Origin of the sequence: Nocardioides sp. S5 (genome assembly GCF_017310035.1) — a bacterium.
GTDB lineage: Bacteria > Actinomycetota > Actinomycetes > Propionibacteriales > Nocardioidaceae > Nocardioides.
The window spans coordinates 2,408,906-2,425,907 of sequence record NZ_CP022296.1; the positions used below are offsets into that span (position 1 = coordinate 2,408,906).

A 17,002-nucleotide genomic window follows, 5' to 3' on the forward strand; every position below is an offset into this window, starting at 1 on the left:
CCGCCCCGGCAAACCTGCGACCAACACGGCGAGACATTCACTTCCGTCCCATCGGTCAGTGGGTAGTGTCACTGGACAGGAGGTGCGAGATGTCCGAGCCCACCCGAGAGCAGCTGGCCACGCAGGTGCGCTACCTGGAGGCCGAGGTCATGGACCTGCGCCGTCGCGTCGAGGACGCACCGGGGCAGTCCCGAGGTCTCGAGAGCCGCCTGGCCGACGCCCAGCGATCCCTCGCGGCGGTGTCCAGCCAGAACGAGCGCCTCGCGCAGACGCTGCGCGACGCCCGCGACCAGATCACCACGCTGAAGGAGGAGGTCGACCGGCTCGCGCAGCCGCCGGCGGGCTTCGGCACCTTCCTCGGCCGCAACGACGACGACTCCGTCGACGTCTTCACCGGCGGCCGCAAGCTGCGCGTCAGCGTCAGCCCGGCGGTCGAGCTGGACGGTCTCGTGCGCGGCCAGGAGGTCATGCTCAACGAGGCGCTCAACGTCGTCGCGGCGCTCGACTTCGAGCAGGTCGGCGAGGTCGTGATGCTCAAGGAGATCCTCGCCGACGGCGAGCGCGCCCTGGTGATCGCCAACGCCGACGAGGAGCGGGTCGTCCGCCTCGCCGAGCCGCTGCGCGCCGAGGACGTCACCATCCGCGCCGGCGACTCGCTGCTGCTCGACACCCGCGCCGGCTACGTCTACGAGGTCGTGCCGAAGTCGGAGGTCGAGGAGCTGGTGCTGGAGGAGGTGCCCGACATCGACTACACGCAGATCGGCGGCCTCACCACCCAGATCGACGCCATCCGCGACGCCGTCGAGCTGCCCTACCTCCACCCCGAGCTCTTCAAGGACCACGAGCTGAAGCCGCCGAAGGGCGTGCTGCTCTACGGTCCGCCCGGGTGCGGAAAGACGCTGATCGCCAAGGCGGTGGCGAACTCCCTGGCCAAGAAGGTCGCCGAGCGCACCGGCGCGTCGGGCAAGTCCTACTTCCTCAACATCAAGGGTCCCGAGCTGCTCAACAAGTACGTCGGCGAGACCGAGCGCCACATCCGGCTGGTCTTCCAGCGGGCGCGGGAGAAGGCCTCCCTCGGCACGCCCGTCATCGTGTTCTTCGACGAGATGGACTCGCTCTTCCGCACCCGCGGCTCGGGCGTCTCCTCCGACGTCGAGAACACGATCGTCCCGCAGCTGCTGAGCGAGATCGACGGTGTCGAGGCCTTGGAGAACGTCCTGGTGATCGGTGCCTCCAACCGTGAGGACATGATCGACCCCGCGATCCTGCGGCCGGGCCGGCTCGACGTGAAGATCAAGATCGAGCGCCCGGACGCGGAGTCGGCGCGCGACATCTTCTCCAAGTACCTCACCCCGACGTTGCCGCTCCACGCCGACGACCTCGCGGAGTTCGGCCAGGACCGCACCGCGACCGTCAACGCGATGATCCGCGCGACGGTGGAGCGGATGTACACCGAGACCGACGAGAACCGCTTCCTGGAGGTCACCTACGCCAACGGCGACAAGGAGGTCCTCTACTTCAAGGACTTCAACTCCGGCGCGATGATCCAGAACATCGTCGACCGGGCCAAGAAGATGGCGATCAAGGACTTCCTCGACAGCGACCTCAACCTTGCCCAGCGGGGCCTGCGCGTCCAGCACATGCTCCAGGCGTGCGTGGACGAGTTCAAGGAGAACGAGGACCTGCCCAACACCACGAACCCGGACGACTGGGCGCGGATCTCGGGCAAGAAGGGCGAGCGCATCGTCTTCATCCGCACGCTCATCACCGGCAAGCAGGGCACCGAGCCGGGGCGGTCGATCGACACGGTCGCCAACACCGGCCAGTACCTGTGAGCCCTGGGTGAGCCGCGAGGACGACCTCGGCCGCGGCGACATCGAGGCCGCACTCGCCGCCCGCCGCGAGCTCGGCGCCCGCTATGACGCCGAGCTCGTCGACGGCTTCGCCGAGCGCATCGAGCGCGCGGTCGAGCGGCGGGTCTCCGACGAGGTCGCGCTGCGCCAGCGGCGTACGGCGGGTGCGGACGGCGGAAGGCTGCGGCAGTTCGTCCTCGGTGTCATCTCGCTCGGGGTCGGCGTGCCGGTCACCATCGTCCCGATGGTCGCCACCGACAACGGCCTCCCCGCCGTCGCGGTCGCCTGGCTGGGCATCGCCGCGGTCAACGCCGCGCACGCCTCCGCCATGAACGGCCGGCGCGACCGCGACTGACGGCAGCGCGACACGCCGCCCCGACACCCCTCGGGAGGGGGTGCCACGGGGCTCGCTGGCGCTAGGTTGGCCAGATGCGAACCATTCTGATCATCGTCGTCGTCGTCCTCATCGTCCTCTTCCTCGTCGGCTTCCTGCGTCGCGGTCGCTGACCCACCCGCCTCGGCCGAGCCCCGTTCGGGGCTCAACCGGCGACCAGCCGGTAGCCGTAGGTCCACGGCCGGGACACGCCCGGCCCGGGCAGGTACTGCTGCTCGACCTCCTCGACGTGCCATCCCGCGCCCTCCACGAGGGCCGGGATGTCGCGCGTCAGGTGGCACCCCCCGGCCACAGCCCGCTGCACCGGCTCCAGCCGGCGCTGCCAGCGGCGTACGGACTCGTCCGGCGCCAGCCCGTGCTCGAGCGCGTGGAGCCGGCCACCCTGGCGCACCACGCGACGCGCCTCCCGCAGGGCGAGCAGCGGGTCCGGGATCGTGCACAGGCTGAACGTGACGAGCGCGTGGTCGTGCGAGTCGTCCGCGAGGTCGAGGTGCTGCCCGTCGAGGCCGGCGCGCTCGATCCGTGCGTCCGTGCGGTCGCGTCGGCGCGCGGAGATCTCCCAGCCGACGTCGGACGGCTCGACGGCGGTGACCGAGGTGACCCCGGGCGGGTACCACCGGATGTTGAGCCCGCTCCCGAAGCCGATCTCCAGGACACGCCCGGACAGGCCCGCGCAGGCGACCTCGCGGAGCTCGCCGACCTCGTGACCGCGCAGGCTCCAGTCCGTCAGCCGCGGCACCACACGCTCGTCCCAGACCCGTAGGCTCATGGGCATGAGCGTACGACGCGTGATGGGCACGGAGGTCGAGTACGGCATCTCGGTCCAGGGCCAGCCCACGGCCAACCCGATGGTGGCCTCCTCACAGGTCGTCAACGCCTACGCGAGCTCGACGGCGAAGGCACGGCGGGCCCGGTGGGACTTCGAGGAGGAGTCGCCGTTGCGCGACGCCCGCGGGTTCGACATGGCCCGCCAGATCGCCGACCCCACGCAGCTCACCGACGAGGACCTGGGGCTGGCCAACGTCATCCTCACCAACGGCGCGCGCCTCTACGTCGACCACGCGCACCCCGAGTACTCCTCGCCCGAGGTGACCACGCCGCTCGACGTGGTGCGCTGGGAGAAGGCGGGGGAGCAGGTGATGCTGGACGCCTCCCGGATGGCAGCCCAGGTCCCCGGCACCGCACCGATCCTGCTCTACAAGAACAACACCGACAACAAGGGAGCCTCCTACGGCGCCCACGAGAACTACCTGATGCGGCGCTCGACGCCGTTCGCCGAGATCGTCCGGCACCTGACGCCGTTCTTCGTCTCCCGCCAGGTCGTGACCGGAGCGGGCCGCGTCGGCATCGGTCAGGACGGGCGCGACACGACGCCGGAGCGGGGCTTCCAGGTCAGCCAGCGCTCGGACTACTTCGAGGTCGAGGTGGGGCTCGAGACCACGCTCAAGCGTCCCATCATCAACACCCGCGACGAGCCGCACGCCGACCCCGCGGTCTACCGCCGCCTCCACGTCATCCTCGGCGACGCCAACCTCGCCGAGATCTCCATCTACCTCAAGGTCGGCACCACCTCGCTGGTCCTGGCGATGATCGAGGACGGGTTCATCGACCGCGACCTCAGCGTGGAGGGCGCGGTCCGCTCGCTGCGCGAGGTCTCGCACGACCCCACCCTCAAGCACCTCCTCACCCTGCGCGACGGTCGGCGGCTCACGGCCGTGCAGCTGCAGATGGAGTACCTCGAGCTGGCCCGCAAGTACGTCGAGGACCGCCACGGCGCGGACGCCGACGACCAGACGGTCGACGTGCTGGCCCGCTGGGAGTCCGTCCTCGACCGCCTCGAGCGCGACCCGATGGAGTGCGCCGAGGAGCTCGACTGGGTGGCCAAGCTCAAGCTGCTCCAGCAGTACCGCGACCGCGACCAGCTCGACTGGGACGACGCCAAGCTGCACCTCATCGACCTCCAGTACGCCGACGTACGTCCCGACAAGGGGCTCTACCACCGCCTCGCGGCCTCGGGCCGCATCCGGCGCCTGCTCGACGACGCGACGATCGAGGCCGCCATGCACGACCCGCCGGTCGACACCCGCGCCTACTTCCGCGGCCGCTGCCTCGACAAGTACGCCGACTCGGTGGCCGCCGCGTCGTGGGACTCGGTCATCTTCGACCTCCCGGGCCGCGAGTCGCTCCAGCGGGTGCCGACGATCGACCCGCTCCGTGGCACCCGTGCCCACGTCGGGGAGCTGATCGACCGCAGCGACACCGCGCAGGCGCTGGTGGCTGCGATCACCCGCTGAGGGCCTCGTGTGACCGCGCGGGCGACTCGCGCGGGTCCTCCGAGGGCGAACGTCCTTGTGGCGTCGGTGCGAGTGGATAGGGTCGAGTCATGGCCCAGGAGCAGAAGCAACCCCGCAGGTCCTCCCAGGACGAGACGACGACCGAGGAGGTCGCCGAGACGGACGTCGCCGAGCGCAAGGAGATGATCGACGAGGACGTCGACGCGATCCTCGACGAGATCGACGAGGTCCTGGAGTCCAACGCCGAGGACTTCGTGAAGTCGTTCATCCAGAAGGGCGGACAGTGACCGACTCCCGCCTGCCCGCGTCCTTCATGACCCCGGGCACCTCGAGCTTCGCCGACTTCCTCGGCATCGAGGCCCCCGACCTCCTGCCGTCGCGCCGCGCCGTCCCCGCGGGCAACGCCGCCGACCTCGCGCCCCACGGCACCACGATCGTGGCTGCGACCTTCGACGACGGCGTGGTGATGGCCGGTGACCGCCGGGCCACGATGGGCAACATCATCGCCCAGCGCGACATCCAGAAGGTCTTCCCCGCCGACGAGTACTCCGTGGTCGGCATCGCCGGCACGGCCGGGCTCGCGGTCGAGATGGTGCGGCTGTTCCAGACCGAGCTCGAGCACTACGAGAAGATCGAGGGCAGCACGCTGTCGATGGACGGCAAGGCCAACCGGCTCGCCGCGCTGATCCGCGCCAACCTCGGCATGGCCATGCAGGGCCTCGCCGTGGTGCCGCTCTTCGCCGGCTACGACCTCGCCGCCGATCAGGGCCGCATCTTCAGCTACGACGTGACCGGCGGCCGCTACGAGGAGACCGCCTTCCACTCCGTCGGCTCGGGATCGCTGTTCGCCCGCGGCTCGCTCAAGAAGCTCTACCGCGACGACTTCAACGCCGAGGAGGCCGTCACCGCCGTCATCCAGGCGCTCTACGACGCCGCCGACGACGACTCCGCCACCGGCGGCCCCGACATCACCCGCCGGATCTTCCCGGTGGTCCACGTGATCACCCCCGACGGCGGGCGCCGGATGCCCGACGACGAGGTGTCCGTGATCGCCGACCGCATCCTGGCCTCCCGCATGCAGCGCCCCGACGGCCCCGCCGCGGCGCTCACCTGATTCGACGTAGGAGTCATCCCACCCATGAGCATGCCGTTCTACGTCTCGCCCGAGCAGATGATGAAGGACCGCGCCGACTTCGCCCGCAAGGGCATCGCCCGCGGGCGCTCGGTCGTCGCCCTGCAGTACGCCGACGGTGTGCTGTTCGTGTCGGAGAACCCGTCACAGGCCCTGCACAAGGTCAGCGAGATCTACGACCGCATCGCCTTCGCGGCGGTCGGTCGCTACAACGAGTTCGAGAACCTCCGCATCGCCGGCGTACGCCTCGCCGACATGCGCGGCTACGCCTACGACCGACGTGACGTGACCGGCCGAGGCCTGGCCAACGCCTACGCCCAGACGCTCGGCACGATCTTCTCCTCCGGCGGCGAGAAGCCCTACGAGGTTGAGATCTTCGTCGCCGAGATCGGCGATTCGGCGGCGGACGACCAGCTCTACCGCCTCACCTACGACGGTCAGGTCGCCGACGAGCACGGCTTCGCGGTGATGGGCGGTGCCGCCGACGTCGTCGCGGGCCACCTCGAGGAGCACTACACCGCCGGCGCCTCGCTCGACGACGCCATCCGCGTCGCCGTGGCTGCCCTCGGCCACAGCGAGAGCGACGACCGCGTGATCCCGACCGGGGACCTCGAGGTCGCCGTGCTCGACCGCACCCGCACCCAGCCGCGCAAGTTCCTCCGGCTGCGCGAGACCCGTCTCGTCGAGGTGCTCGGCCGTCGCGGCGCCGAGGAGCCCGACGGGGCCTCGCCCGAGGACGCGCTGGCCGGGTCCGGTCCGCGCCACTCCGGCCAGGACGACCCCGCCGACCCGACCGACCAGGTCTCGGGGGCGACGCCGCCCCTGGAGGACCCGGTGACGGGGGAGCCCCCGGTCGCGCCGCCCGTGGCCCCGCCCGACAGCCCGGGTGCACCCGGGTCGACCGGCACCCCGCCGACGGGGCCGGGTCAGGTCTGACCGAGCAGCGGCTCAGCGGAGGTAGAGGCCCGGCCACTCTGCCGTCGCGACGGTCGGGATGCCGGTGAGCCGTCGCCGGTAGCGCACGAGCGATCCGAACTCGTCCAGCGCGGCCCACAGCCTCTGGTGCGCGGCCCAGGGCAGCGGGCCGGGAGGCCGTACGTCGCCGTGCGGGCCGAACTCGTGCCATGCAGGACCGAAGCCCACCCAGGCCGGGGTCCAGGCCGCCGCGTCGTCCCACTCACCGCGCCGCTGCTCGACCAGGCGGCGACGGACCTGGCTCTCCAGCCTGACACCGTCGACGACCACGGGCGCCGTCCGCACGGGCCACAGCCACAGGTCGTCGGTCATCACCCGGAGCTCGAGGTCCTCGACGGTGCCGGGCTCGACCAGGACGGTCGCGACGAGGTGGCGGGGTCCCATGGAGGAACGCTCACCCGGCCGGGGCCACCGAGTCAAGGCTGGCGTCAAGGGCGGCGCGCCGGTGGGATTCGGCGCCGGATGACGCACCGGACGTGGTGCACGGTCCTAGGGTGGGCGCATGGACCGGCGCATCTTCGGCATCGAGAACGAGTACGGCGTCACGTGCACGTTCAAGGGGCAGCGCCGGCTGAGTCCTGACGAGGTCGCGCGCTACCTCTTCCGCAAGGTGGTCAGCTGGGGCCGCTCGTCGAACGTCTTCCTGCGCAACGGTTCCCGGCTCTACCTCGACGTCGGCAGCCACCCGGAGTACGCCACCCCGGAGTGCGACGACATCGTCGACCTCGTCACCCACGACAAGGCCGGGGAGCGCATCCTCGAGGGCCTGCTGCTCGACGCCGAGAACCGGCTGCACGAAGAGGGCATCGCCGGCGACATCTACCTGTTCAAGAACAACACCGACTCCGCCGGCAACTCCTACGGCTGCCACGAGAACTACCTCGTCGGGAGGGCGGGGGAGTTCAGCCGGCTCGCTGACATCCTCATCCCGTTCCTCGTCACCCGCCAGATCGTCGTCGGGGCGGGCAAGGTCGTGATGACCCCGCGCGGGGCGTCGTACAGCGTGAGCCAGCGCGCCGAGCACATCTGGGAGGGCGTCAGCAGCGCCACCACCCGCAGTCGGCCCATCATCAACACCCGCGACGAGCCGCACGCCGACGCCGAGCGGTTCCGCCGCCTGCACGTCATCGTGGGCGACTCCAACATGAGCGAGACCACCACCATGCTCAAGGTCGCCTCCTGTGACCTGGTGCTGCGGATGATCGAGGAGGGCGTGGTGATGCGCGACCTCACGATGGAGAACCCGATCCGCGCGATCCGCGAGATCAGCCACGACCCGACCGGCCGGCGCAAGGTGCGCCTGGCCAACGGCCGTGAGGCGAGCGCCCTGGAGATCCAGGCCGAGTACCTCGGCAAGGCCCGCGACTTCGTCGACCGGCGCCAGATCTCGACGCCGACGATCGAGCGCGCGCTCGACCTGTGGGAGCGAGGCCTCAAGGCGGTGGAGTCCGATGACCTCGGCCTGGTGGACCGGGAGATCGACTGGGTCATCAAGTACAAGCTGATCGAGCGCTACCGCGCCAAGCACGGGCTCTCGCTGGGCGACGCACGCATCGCGCAGCTCGACCTCGCCTACCACGACATCCACCGCGGCCGCGGCCTCTACTACCTGCTCGAGAAGCGGGGCGCGGTGGCGCGCGTGACCACCGACCTCAAGGTGTTCGAGGCCAAGAGCGTCCCGCCGCAGAACACGCGCGCGCGGCTCCGGGGCGAGTTCATCCGCAAGGCGCAGGAGCGCCGCCGCGACTTCACGGTCGACTGGGTGCACCTCAAGCTCAACGACCAGGCGCAACGGACCGTGCTGTGCAAGGACCCCTTCAAGGCGTACGACGAACGGGTCCAGAGGCTCATCGACGGCATGTGAACCGCACGGGTCGTGCACAGCCGCGGTCCGGCCCCACCGCGGGTGGGACCTGCTGGATAGGGTGTCCGGGCAACGCCGACCGATCGATTAGGTGAACCTGTGTCTCGTGTACGTTCCGCTGCCGTCAGCGGTGTCCTCGTCCTCAGCATGCTCGGCCTCGCCGCGTGCGGCTCCGACTCCAGTGACGCCCAGGAGGGAGGCGCCCCGCTGAGCTCGGTGACCATCGAGGGCAAGCAGGGCAAGGCCCCGAAGGTGACCTTCGACGGTCGCCTCGACGGCTCCGAGGAGGAGAAGGAGGTCCTCGTCGAGGGTGACGGCGAGACCGTCGCCGACGGCGACACCGTCGAGGCCAACTGGTGGATCGGCAACGGCTTCACGCAGGAGGAGGCCCAGAGCACCTTCGAGCAGGGCACCCAGGAGGTCGAGCTCTCCGAGGACGTGCTGCCCTTCCTGCGCGAGACGATGATCGGCAGCACCGTCGGTGACCGCATCGTGCTGCTCACCTCCGCCGAGCAGGCCTTCGGCGAGCTCGGCAACCCCAGCATCGGCATCGGCAACAAGGACGCCGTCCTCGCCGTCGTCGACATCCTCGGCCGCTCCGAGACCGTGCCGCCGGAGCCCGCGCTCGACGGCCCCCAGGGCGAGGAGAAGAAGCCCGCCGGTTGGGCGCCCACGCTGATCGAGGAGGGTGGCGTCGTCACCGGCCTGGACTTCAGCACCGCCCACGAGCCGACCGGCGAGCTGATCGCCACCACCCTCATCAAGGGTGACGGTGCGAAGGTCAAGGCCGGCGACACCCTGACCGTCGACTACCTCGGCCAGGTCTACAACGCCGAGGAGCCCTTCGACGAGTCCTACAGCGCCCAGCCGGCCGAGTTCCCGATCGGCGTCGGCCAGGTCATCGCCGGCTGGGACGAGCGCCTGGTGGGCCGCACGGTCGGCTCCCGCGTGATCCTCGAGATCCCGCCGGCCAAGGGCTACCCCGAGGGCAATCCCGACGCGGGCATCGAGAAGACCGACACGCTCTTCTTCGTCGTCGACATCCTCGGCGTCTCCTGACCGACCTCCGGGTCCACACACCGCCAGCGGACAGAGGGGGAGCAGCGGATGGCGCAGCCTCGGGCCGAGCGCTTGATGAACCTGCACATCCTGCTGCTGGGCGCGCGACGCTTCATCAGCAAGGACGCGATCCGCGAGGCGTGCTACCCCGAGCACGCCCGCGGACCGGCCGGTGACGAGGCGTTCGAGCGAGCCTTCGAGCGCGACAAGGACGCCCTGCGCCAGATCGGGGCCGTGATCGAGGTCGGCAGCGCCGACGCGTTCTTCGACGACGAGATCGGCTACCGCATTCCGACCGAGCAGACCTCGTTGCCCGAGATCCGCTTCGAGTCCGACGAGGCCGCGGTGCTGGGCCTCGCCGCGCAGGTCTGGCAGCAGGCGACCCTGGCGAAGGCGACCGGTCGCGCGCTGGCCAAGCTCAAGGGCCAGGGCGTCGAGATCGACCCGTCCCGCCTGGAGGTGGTCGCCCCGGCGATCGCCGCCGACGAGCCGGCGTTCGAGCCGCTCTGGGACGCGGTCGGCAAGCGCCGCCAGGTGAGCTTCCCCTACCGGCGTGCCGACGAGACCGAGCCCACCACCCGCAGGATCCAGCCGTGGGGCCTCGCGCGCTCCTCGGGACGCTGGTACGTCGTCGGCCTCGACGTCGACCGCGGTGCTGAGCGGGTCTTCCGCCTCTCGCGCATCGTGGGTCCGGTCCGCGCCACCGGCAAGTCCGGGGCGTACGACGTCCCGGCCGGCACCGACGTACGCGCTGTCGCCCGGCGGCTGTCCCCGTCGTTCCCGTCGGTGCGGGCCGAGGTCCTCCTGCGGCAGGGCACCGGCGTGGGACTGCGACGGCGCGCGGAGAGCGTCACCGCGGAGACGGACCGTCCAGGGTGGGACCTGCTCGTGGTGGAGGGACCGGTCCACGAGCTCTCCGACGAGGTGCTGACCTACGGCGCTGACGTCGTCGTCCAGGGACCCGAGGCGCTGCGCGCCGACGTGGTGGCCCGTCTGCGCGCAGTGGCGGGGGAGGCCCGATGAGCGTCCAGGCCGGCGACACCGCACCGGACCAGGTCGCCCGGCTGCTCGCCCTGGTCCCCTACCTGCTCGCACGCGGTGAGGTGCGCCTCGACGACGCCGCCACCCACTTCGGCACCGACGCCGACCAGATCGAGCGCGACCTGCGGCTGCTGTTCATGACCGGCCTCTCGCCGGGCCTCCCCGGGGACCTCATCGAGGTCGACCTCGACGCGCTCGAGGGTGACCGGGTCATCCGCGTCGACAACGCCGACTACCTCGCTCGTCCGGTGCGCTTCTCGCCGGCCGAGGCCACCGCACTCGTGGTGGCGCTGCGCACGATGGTCGAGGCGGCGCCCGACGAGGCCCGCGACGTCATCGAGCGCACCCTGGCCAAGCTCGAGCAGGCCGCCGGCCAGGACGGCGAGGGGCTGCTCCGGCTCCACGTGGCGCCCACGCCGCTGGAGACCAGCGCGGTCGTGCCGGTGCTCGAGTCCGCCGTGCGCCACGGACGCCAGGTCGAGATCACCTACCACGTCGCCTCGCGGGACGAGGAGTCACGTCGTGTCGTCGACCCGCGGGGGCTCGCCCGCGTCGAGGACCTGCTCTACCTCGACGCGTGGTGCCACACCGCGCAGGGGGACCGGGCCTTCCGGGTGGACCGCATCCTCGCCGCCACCGAGCTCGACACCCCGGTCGCCGATCCCGGTGCCCGCGCGCGGGACCTGACCGGCGGTTGGTTCAGCGACGCCGAGACCACCACCGTCACGCTGCGCCTGGCCCCGCCGGCGCGCTGGGTGATCGAGTACTACCAGGTGCGCGCGCAACGCCCCGGTCCCGACGACACGGTCGACGTCGACCTCGAGGTCGCGAGCGAGCAGTGGGTGCGGTCGCTGCTCCTGCGCCTGGCGCCCCACGCCACCGTGCTGGCCCCCACCGACCTGGCCGCAACGATCTCGGCGTCCGCACGTGCGGCGCTCCGCCACTATGAGGCGAACGGCGTAGACTTCTCCTGACGTGGCTACGATGCGTCCGCACGAGACCGAGAACGACCCCGAGAACGACGGAGTGACCTCATGATCAACCCCATGGTCGGCATGCCGCAGGGTCTGGAGTGGCTGGTGATCCTCGCGATCGTCGTGCTCGTCTTCGGCGCGGCCAAGCTCCCCGACCTCGCCCGCAGCTCCGGTCAGGCGCTGCGCATCTTCAAGACCGAGACCAAGGGCCTGCGCGACGACAAGGACGACGCCGACGAGCAGAAGACGCCCGAGCAGCTCGAGATCGAGCACCGTGACCAGACGCAGGCCACGGCACACAACGAGGCCTCGGGCGAGGTGCTGCGCGAGCGGCGCGACGACACCACCGCCTGACCCGGGTGAGGATCTCCGGCCTCATCGGTCTGTTCAAGGGACCGTCGCCAGAGGCCGTCGGCCCGGACGGTCGGATGGCGCTCTCGGACCACTTCCGCGAGTTCCGCGCGCGCCTGCTGCGGGTCATGCTCGTCTTCACGGTCGCGCTCGTGGTCGCCCTGGTGTTCCGGCACGCTCTGCTCGACCTCGTCGTCGGCCCTTACGAAGCCGCGCAGGCCACCCTCCCGGAGGGCACCACCAACGCCACCACGCGTGGGGCCGGAGGCGGGCTGCTGCTCTGGCTCACGCTGTGCGGCTTCGCCGCCGGCATCGTGACGGCGCCCTACTGGCTCTACCAGATCTGGGCGTTCGTGCTGCCCGGGCTGTACGCGCAGGAGCGCCGGATGAGCCGCATCTTCGCCGGAGTCGCCGGCCCGCTCTTCATCTCCGGCGTGGTCCTCGGCTACGTCACGTTGCAGGTCGCGCTGGAGGTGTTGATCGGGTTCAACCCTGACAACGTCACCAACCTCATCGACTTCAACGACTACCTCCAGTTCTTCACCCGGACGCTGTTCGTCTTCGGCCTTGCCTTCAACATCCCGGTCTTCGTCGTGCTGCTCAACTTCGCCGGGGTGGTGAAGGGCGCGTCGCTCAAGGCGTACAGGCCCTGGATCGTCATCGGCACCTTCATCTTCGCCGCGGTGGCGACGCCGTCCGCGGACCCCTTCACGATGACCCTGATGGCCGTGCCGATGGTGGTGCTGTTCTTCCTCTCGGAGGCCATCGCCCGGTTCAACGACCGTCGGCGCGCCCGCAAGGCCCCCAACGCCGGGCTGGGCCCCGACGAGCTGTCTGCCATCTGATCCGGCTCTGAGAGGCTGGTCCCATGCAGGCCGCGATCACCGATGTCGACCCGTTCGACCTGCCCGACTGGCTGGGCACCCACGACGTGGTGTGGCGCGCGGACCAGGGCCTGCGGACCGGTCACCTGGTCCGCGGTCGACTGAAGGCGGACAGCGACGAGGCGCTCGAGATCGCCTGCGACCTGCTGGCCGTCGACGAGGCCTACCCCGAGCCCGTCGTCGACGACGCGGGCCGGCTCCGCGTGCACCAGGCCTGGCGGCACGGCCAGGTCGTCATCGGCGAGATCGACTCCCGACTCGTCCTCGCGGTCCCCGGCACCCGCTTCGGTCCCGACCTCGTGCTCGAGGCACTCGGACGCCTGGCTCGCGCCGTGGGCGCACACGCCGATCGCTACGCCGCCCTGCTGCGGCTCGGGGCGTAGCACCGGGGGATAGGGTCGCGCTCATGCACGACCCCTCAGCACCCGACTCGGTCCGGGGCCGCGAGATCGCGCTGCTGACGAATCCCACGTCGGGCCGGGGCCGAGGCGCCCGGCACCGTGACGTCGCGCTCGCCCGCCTGCGGGAGAGCGGGTTCGTGGTGCGCAACCTCCAGGGCCGTGACGCCGACGAGGCGGCCGACCTCGCGGCCGGCTGCGTGGCCGACGGGGTCGAGGCGCTCGTGGTGTGCGGCGGCGACGGACTGGTGCACCTCGGTGTCCAGGCGGTGGCCGGGACCGGCGTACCCCTCGGCCTGATCCCCAGCGGGACCGGCAACGACGTCGCGCGCTACCTCGCCCTCCCGCGCACCGATCCGGTGGCTGCGGCGGACCGCATCATCGCCTCCCGCACGCGCACCATCGACCTCGCCCGCAGCGGCGACCGCTGGTTCGTCACCGTGCTGGCGGCCGGCTTCGACGCCATCGTCAACGAGCGCGCCAACGCCATGACGTGGCCGCACGGCCAGATGCGCTACAACCTCGCCACGCTGGCCGAGCTGCGCACCTTCCGGCCGATCCACTACGTCCTGCAGCTCGACGGCGAGACCGTCGAGCACGACGCCATGCTCGTGGCGGTCGGCAACGGCCCGTCCTTCGGTGGTGGACTGCGCATCACCGAGGGCGCGTTGCTCGACGACGGCATGCTGGACGTCGTGGTCATCACCCAGATGAGCAAGTCCAAGCTGGTGCGGTCCTACCCGCGGCTGTTCACCGGGCGCATCGACGGCGTCGCGGAGTACGTCCACCGGCGGGTCCGCTCGGTCACCGTCGCCGCCCCCGGCATCGTGTCGTACGCCGACGGCGAGCGCTTCGGCCCGCTGCCCCTCACCGTCGAGTGCGTCCCCGGCGCCCTGGAGGTCATCGCATGAGCACCCCGTCCAGCACCCCGTCCGAGGACCAGCAGACGCCCGCCGAGCGCTACGCAGCGTTCCGGCGCGAGCAGTCCTTCCCGATGCTGAAGGACTTCTCGGGCCTCTACGGCTTCGAGCTCGACGACTTCCAGGTGCGGGCCTGCCAGGAGATCGAGCAGGGGCGCGGGGTGCTGGTCGCGGCGCCCACCGGCTCCGGCAAGACCATCGTCGGCGAGTTCGCCATCCACCTCGCCCTGCAGACCGGTCGCAAGGCGTTCTACACCACGCCCATCAAGGCACTGTCGAACCAGAAGTACCACGACCTGGTCAAGCGCTACGGCGCCGACAACGTGGGTCTGCTGACCGGCGACAACGTCATCAACGGTGAGGCGCCCGTGGTCGTGATGACCACGGAGGTGCTGCGCAACATGCTCTACGCGAGCTCGCGGACCCTGCTGGGACTGGGCTACGTGGTCATGGACGAGGTGCACTACCTCGCCGACCGGATGCGGGGCGCGGTCTGGGAGGAGGTCATCATCCACCTGCCGGAGTCGGTGACCCTGGTGTCGCTGTCGGCGACGGTGTCCAACGCCGAGGAGTTCGGCGAGTGGCTGGCGACCGTGCGCGGTGAGACCACCACGATCCTGGAGGAGAAGCGGCCGGTGCCGCTGTTCCAGCACGTCATGGTGGGGCGCCGGCTGCTCGACCTCTTCGCCTCCTCCGACGTCGACGCGAGCGCCGGCTTCGTCAAGGAGGGCGCCCCGGTCAACGAGGAGCTCACCCGCATCGCCCGCGACGACTGGGCCAGCACCCGCCTCATGCGCGACCGCCGCTCTCCCCGCAAGGGCAAGCCGGGCTCGTCGAAGAACCCGCGGTCGGTCGGCAACGGGCGCCGCGTCTGGATCCCGAGCCGGGTGGACGTCGTGGAGCGGCTGGACCGGGAGGGGCTGCTCCCGGCGATCATGTTCATCTTCAGCCGCGCCGGGTGCGACGCGGCGGTCAGCCAGCTCGTCCAGGCCAACACGCGGCTCACCACGGCGGCCGAGCGCGACGAGATCTTCGCCCGGGTGGAGGAGGCCTCGCGCTCGCTGCCCGAGGAGGACCTCCACGTCCTGGGCTACCACGAGTTCCTCGACGGCCTCACCCGCGGCATCGCCGCCCACCACGCCGGCCTGCTGCCGGCGTTCAAGCAGGTGGTCGAGGAGCTGTTCCAGGAAGGGCTGGTGAAGGTGGTCTTCGCCACCGAGACCCTTGCCCTGGGCATCAACATGCCCGCCCGCACGGTGGTCATCGAGAAGCTCTCCAAGTGGAACGGCGAGAGCCACGCCAACCTGACGCCGGGGGAGTACACCCAGCTCACGGGTCGCGCCGGTCGGCGCGGGCTCGACATCGAGGGCCACGGCGTCGTGCTCTACCAGCCCGGCATGAACCCGGGCGAGGTCGCCGGCCTCGCCTCCACGCGTACGTATCCGCTCCGCTCGTCGTTCCGGCCGTCCTACAACATGGCCGTCAACCTCGTGCACCAGTTCGGCCGGGCGCGCTCGCGCGAGCTGCTCGAGCAGTCCTTCGCCCAGTTCCAGGCCGACAAGGCCGTGGTCGGTCTCGCGCGGCAGGTGCACAAGGCTGAGGAGGCGCTCGAGGGCTACCGCGAGGCCGCGACGTGCCACGTCGGTGACTTCATGGAGTACGCCGGACTGCGCCGCCTCATCTCCGACCTCGAGAAGGGCGCCTCCCGCGAGCGCCGGCAGGACCGCCGCGGCGAGGCGGCTGCGTCCCTGGGCAAGCTGCGGCCCGGCGACGTGATCCAGGTGCCGGCCGGCAAGTTCAGCGGGCTCGCCGTCGTCGTCGACCCCGGGACCTCCGGTGACGAGCCGCGGCCCTACGTCGTGACCGCCGACCGCCAGGCGCGTCGGCTGGCGATGATGGACTTCCCCGTGCCGGTGCAGTCGATCGGCCGGCTCCGGATCCCCAAGTCGTTCAACGGCCGCAACCCGGCCCAGCGCCGCGAGCTCGCCAACGCGCTGCGCTCGCGCGCCGACTCCTTCGACGCGCCCGGCCCACGGCGTACGAAGCAGGAGTCCTTCAGCGACTCGCCCACCGACCGCGAGATCGGGCGGCTGCGCGCCGAGCTGAAGTCCCACCCGTGCCACCAGTGCCCCGAGCGCGAGGACCACTCGCGGTGGGCCGAGCGCTACTTCAAGCTCGAGCGCGACACCGAGACGCTCAAGCGTCGCGTCGACAACCGCACCAACACCGTCGCGCGCACCTTCGACCGGGTCTGCGACGTCCTCACCGCCCTCGGCTACCTCGATGGCGACAAGGTGACCGAGCGGGGCTCGCACCTGCGCCGGATCTACACCGACATGGACCTCGTCGCCGCCGAGGCGATCCGGGCCGGAGCGCTCGACGAGCTGGCGCCCTCGGAGCTCGCCGCGGTGCTGTCGGCGCTGGTCTTCGAGGCGCGACGGGCCGACGACGCCACCTCGCCCAAGATGCCGGGTGGCCAGGTGCGTCCGGTGCTGGCCGAGGTCGTACGCCTCTGGGGCCAGCTCGACGCTCTCGAGCGCGACCACAAGCTCGACTTCCTCCGGGAGCCCGACATGGGGTTCGCGTGGGCGGCGTGGCGCTGGGCGGAGGGCGACGACCTCGACGACGTCCTGATGGTCACTGGCCTCTCGGCCGGAGACTTCGTGCGCTGGATGAAGCAGCTGCTCGACCTCTGCGGCCAGGTCGCCGACGCGGCCGGGGACACCGACCTGCGCTCCACGGCCCGGGCCACGGCCAAGCTGCTGAAGCGCGGCGTCATCGCCTACAGCGTGCTGGCGGAGTGACCCGGGAGACCACGCGGCAACCAGATGGTCGCCCGGAGCGTCTCCCCTCGCAGGAACGT

The 17,002-nt window shown here is 71.0% G+C and carries 17 protein-coding genes; 15 read left to right on the top strand and 2 right to left on the bottom strand.

The window, feature by feature from the left end; all coding sequences use genetic code 11:
• Nucleotides 1-89 precede the first annotated feature (89 nt).
• Together arc and CFI00_RS11895 are read left to right on the top strand one after the other, a co-directional pair.
• Nucleotides 90-1,835, top strand: coding sequence for a proteasome ATPase (gene arc / locus CFI00_RS11890; RefSeq protein WP_207081374.1), 1,746 nt, complete (start codon nucleotides 90-92; stop codon nucleotides 1,833-1,835).
• A 7-nt stretch (nucleotides 1,836-1,842) separates the two neighbouring features.
• The gene (locus CFI00_RS11895; protein ID WP_207081375.1) at nucleotides 1,843-2,208 is read left to right on the top strand and encodes a hypothetical protein; all 366 of its coding nucleotides are present in this window, start codon (nucleotides 1,843-1,845) and stop codon (nucleotides 2,206-2,208) included.
• Between the two features lie 184 nt (nucleotides 2,209-2,392).
• Here CFI00_RS11895 and CFI00_RS11900 read toward each other — a convergent pair whose 3' ends face one another.
• Nucleotides 2,393-3,016, bottom strand: a complete 624-nt coding sequence (locus CFI00_RS11900) for a class I SAM-dependent methyltransferase (RefSeq protein WP_207081376.1) — start codon at nucleotides 3,014-3,016, stop codon at nucleotides 2,393-2,395.
• Nucleotides 3,017-3,020: 4 nt separating this feature from the next.
• Between CFI00_RS11900 and dop the strand changes: the two genes are divergently transcribed.
• The 4 genes from dop (at nucleotide 3,021) to prcA (ending at nucleotide 6,609) form a co-directional block, all read left to right on the top strand.
• Entirely contained in the window at nucleotides 3,021-4,541 is a 1,521-nt protein-coding gene (gene dop / locus CFI00_RS11905; protein ID WP_207081377.1) for a depupylase/deamidase Dop, read from the top strand.
• Nucleotides 4,542-4,630: 89 nt separating this feature from the next.
• Nucleotides 4,631-4,828, top strand: a complete 198-nt coding sequence (locus CFI00_RS11910; RefSeq protein ID WP_207081378.1) for a ubiquitin-like protein Pup — start codon at nucleotides 4,631-4,633, stop codon at nucleotides 4,826-4,828.
• Entirely contained in the window at nucleotides 4,825-5,655 is an 831-nt protein-coding gene (prcB, locus tag CFI00_RS11915) for a proteasome subunit beta (protein WP_224273734.1), read from the top strand. The genes CFI00_RS11910 and prcB overlap by 4 nt, the downstream gene beginning before the upstream one ends.
• Before the next feature lie 24 nt (nucleotides 5,656-5,679).
• Complete coding sequence (gene prcA / locus CFI00_RS11920; RefSeq protein ID WP_207081379.1) at nucleotides 5,680-6,609, top strand: proteasome subunit alpha; 930 nt, start codon at nucleotides 5,680-5,682, stop codon at nucleotides 6,607-6,609.
• 12 nt (nucleotides 6,610-6,621) lie between these two features.
• Here prcA and CFI00_RS11925 read toward each other — a convergent pair whose 3' ends face one another.
• Nucleotides 6,622-7,032, bottom strand: a complete 411-nt coding sequence (locus CFI00_RS11925; protein WP_207081380.1) for a hypothetical protein — start codon at nucleotides 7,030-7,032, stop codon at nucleotides 6,622-6,624.
• A gap of 118 nt (nucleotides 7,033-7,150) precedes the next feature.
• Here CFI00_RS11925 and pafA point away from each other — a divergent pair, with 118 nt between their 5' ends.
• The 9 genes from pafA (at nucleotide 7,151) to CFI00_RS11970 (ending at nucleotide 16,943) form a co-directional block, all read left to right on the top strand.
• On the top strand, nucleotides 7,151-8,512 hold the full coding sequence (pafA, locus tag CFI00_RS11930) for a Pup--protein ligase (protein WP_207081381.1): 1,362 nt from the start codon (nucleotides 7,151-7,153) through the stop codon (nucleotides 8,510-8,512).
• Nucleotides 8,513-8,611: 99 nt separating this feature from the next.
• A complete protein-coding gene (locus tag CFI00_RS11935; RefSeq protein WP_207081382.1) occupies nucleotides 8,612-9,571 on the top strand; it encodes an FKBP-type peptidyl-prolyl cis-trans isomerase in 960 nt (319 codons plus the stop codon).
• A gap of 48 nt (nucleotides 9,572-9,619) precedes the next feature.
• Nucleotides 9,620-10,594 carry a WYL domain-containing protein gene (locus CFI00_RS11940; RefSeq protein ID WP_207081383.1) on the top strand — a complete coding sequence of 325 codons (975 nt, stop codon included), beginning with the start codon at nucleotides 9,620-9,622 and terminating at the stop codon, nucleotides 10,592-10,594.
• Nucleotides 10,591-11,586 carry a WYL domain-containing protein gene (locus tag CFI00_RS11945; RefSeq protein ID WP_207081384.1) on the top strand — a complete coding sequence of 332 codons (996 nt, stop codon included), beginning with the start codon at nucleotides 10,591-10,593 and terminating at the stop codon, nucleotides 11,584-11,586. Before CFI00_RS11940 ends, CFI00_RS11945 begins: the two co-directional genes overlap by 4 nt.
• Nucleotides 11,587-11,646: 60 nt before the next feature.
• Nucleotides 11,647-11,940 carry a Sec-independent protein translocase subunit TatA gene (gene tatA / locus CFI00_RS11950; RefSeq protein WP_207081385.1) on the top strand — a complete coding sequence of 98 codons (294 nt, stop codon included), beginning with the start codon at nucleotides 11,647-11,649 and terminating at the stop codon, nucleotides 11,938-11,940.
• 5 nt (nucleotides 11,941-11,945) lie between these two features.
• A complete protein-coding gene (gene tatC / locus CFI00_RS11955) occupies nucleotides 11,946-12,782 on the top strand; it encodes a twin-arginine translocase subunit TatC (protein ID WP_242532350.1) in 837 nt (278 codons plus the stop codon).
• A 23-nt stretch (nucleotides 12,783-12,805) separates the two neighbouring features.
• A complete protein-coding gene (locus CFI00_RS11960) occupies nucleotides 12,806-13,204 on the top strand; it encodes a hypothetical protein (RefSeq protein WP_207081386.1) in 399 nt (132 codons plus the stop codon).
• Nucleotides 13,205-13,227: 23 nt separating this feature from the next.
• Complete coding sequence (locus tag CFI00_RS11965; protein WP_207081387.1) at nucleotides 13,228-14,130, top strand: diacylglycerol kinase; 903 nt, start codon at nucleotides 13,228-13,230, stop codon at nucleotides 14,128-14,130.
• On the top strand, nucleotides 14,127-16,943 hold the full coding sequence (locus CFI00_RS11970; protein WP_207081388.1) for a DEAD/DEAH box helicase: 2,817 nt from the start codon (nucleotides 14,127-14,129) through the stop codon (nucleotides 16,941-16,943). The genes CFI00_RS11965 and CFI00_RS11970 overlap by 4 nt, the downstream gene beginning before the upstream one ends.
• Nucleotides 16,944-17,002: the final 59 nt, after the last annotated feature.

Excerpts from the sequence above, each read along its gene's own strand:
- arc (WP_207081374.1), top strand. The coding sequence starts at position 90 with ATGTCCGAGCCCACCCGAGAGCAGCTGGCCACGCAGGTGCGCTACCTG.
- CFI00_RS11900 (WP_207081376.1), bottom strand. The coding sequence starts at position 3,016 with ATGAGCCTACGGGTCTGGGACGAGCGTGTGGTGCCGCGGCTGACGGAC.
- dop (WP_207081377.1), top strand. The coding sequence starts at position 3,021 with ATGAGCGTACGACGCGTGATGGGCACGGAGGTCGAGTACGGCATCTCG.
- CFI00_RS11910 (WP_207081378.1), top strand. The coding sequence starts at position 4,631 with ATGGCCCAGGAGCAGAAGCAACCCCGCAGGTCCTCCCAGGACGAGACG.
- prcA (WP_207081379.1), top strand. The coding sequence starts at position 5,680 with ATGAGCATGCCGTTCTACGTCTCGCCCGAGCAGATGATGAAGGACCGC.
- CFI00_RS11925 (WP_207081380.1), bottom strand. The coding sequence starts at position 7,032 with ATGGGACCCCGCCACCTCGTCGCGACCGTCCTGGTCGAGCCCGGCACC.
- pafA (WP_207081381.1), top strand. The coding sequence starts at position 7,151 with ATGGACCGGCGCATCTTCGGCATCGAGAACGAGTACGGCGTCACGTGC.
- CFI00_RS11940 (WP_207081383.1), top strand. The coding sequence starts at position 9,620 with ATGGCGCAGCCTCGGGCCGAGCGCTTGATGAACCTGCACATCCTGCTG.
- CFI00_RS11945 (WP_207081384.1), top strand. The coding sequence starts at position 10,591 with ATGAGCGTCCAGGCCGGCGACACCGCACCGGACCAGGTCGCCCGGCTG.
- tatA (WP_207081385.1), top strand. The coding sequence starts at position 11,647 with ATGATCAACCCCATGGTCGGCATGCCGCAGGGTCTGGAGTGGCTGGTG.
- CFI00_RS11960 (WP_207081386.1), top strand. The coding sequence starts at position 12,806 with ATGCAGGCCGCGATCACCGATGTCGACCCGTTCGACCTGCCCGACTGG.
- CFI00_RS11965 (WP_207081387.1), top strand. The coding sequence starts at position 13,228 with ATGCACGACCCCTCAGCACCCGACTCGGTCCGGGGCCGCGAGATCGCG.
- CFI00_RS11970 (WP_207081388.1), top strand. The coding sequence starts at position 14,127 with ATGAGCACCCCGTCCAGCACCCCGTCCGAGGACCAGCAGACGCCCGCC.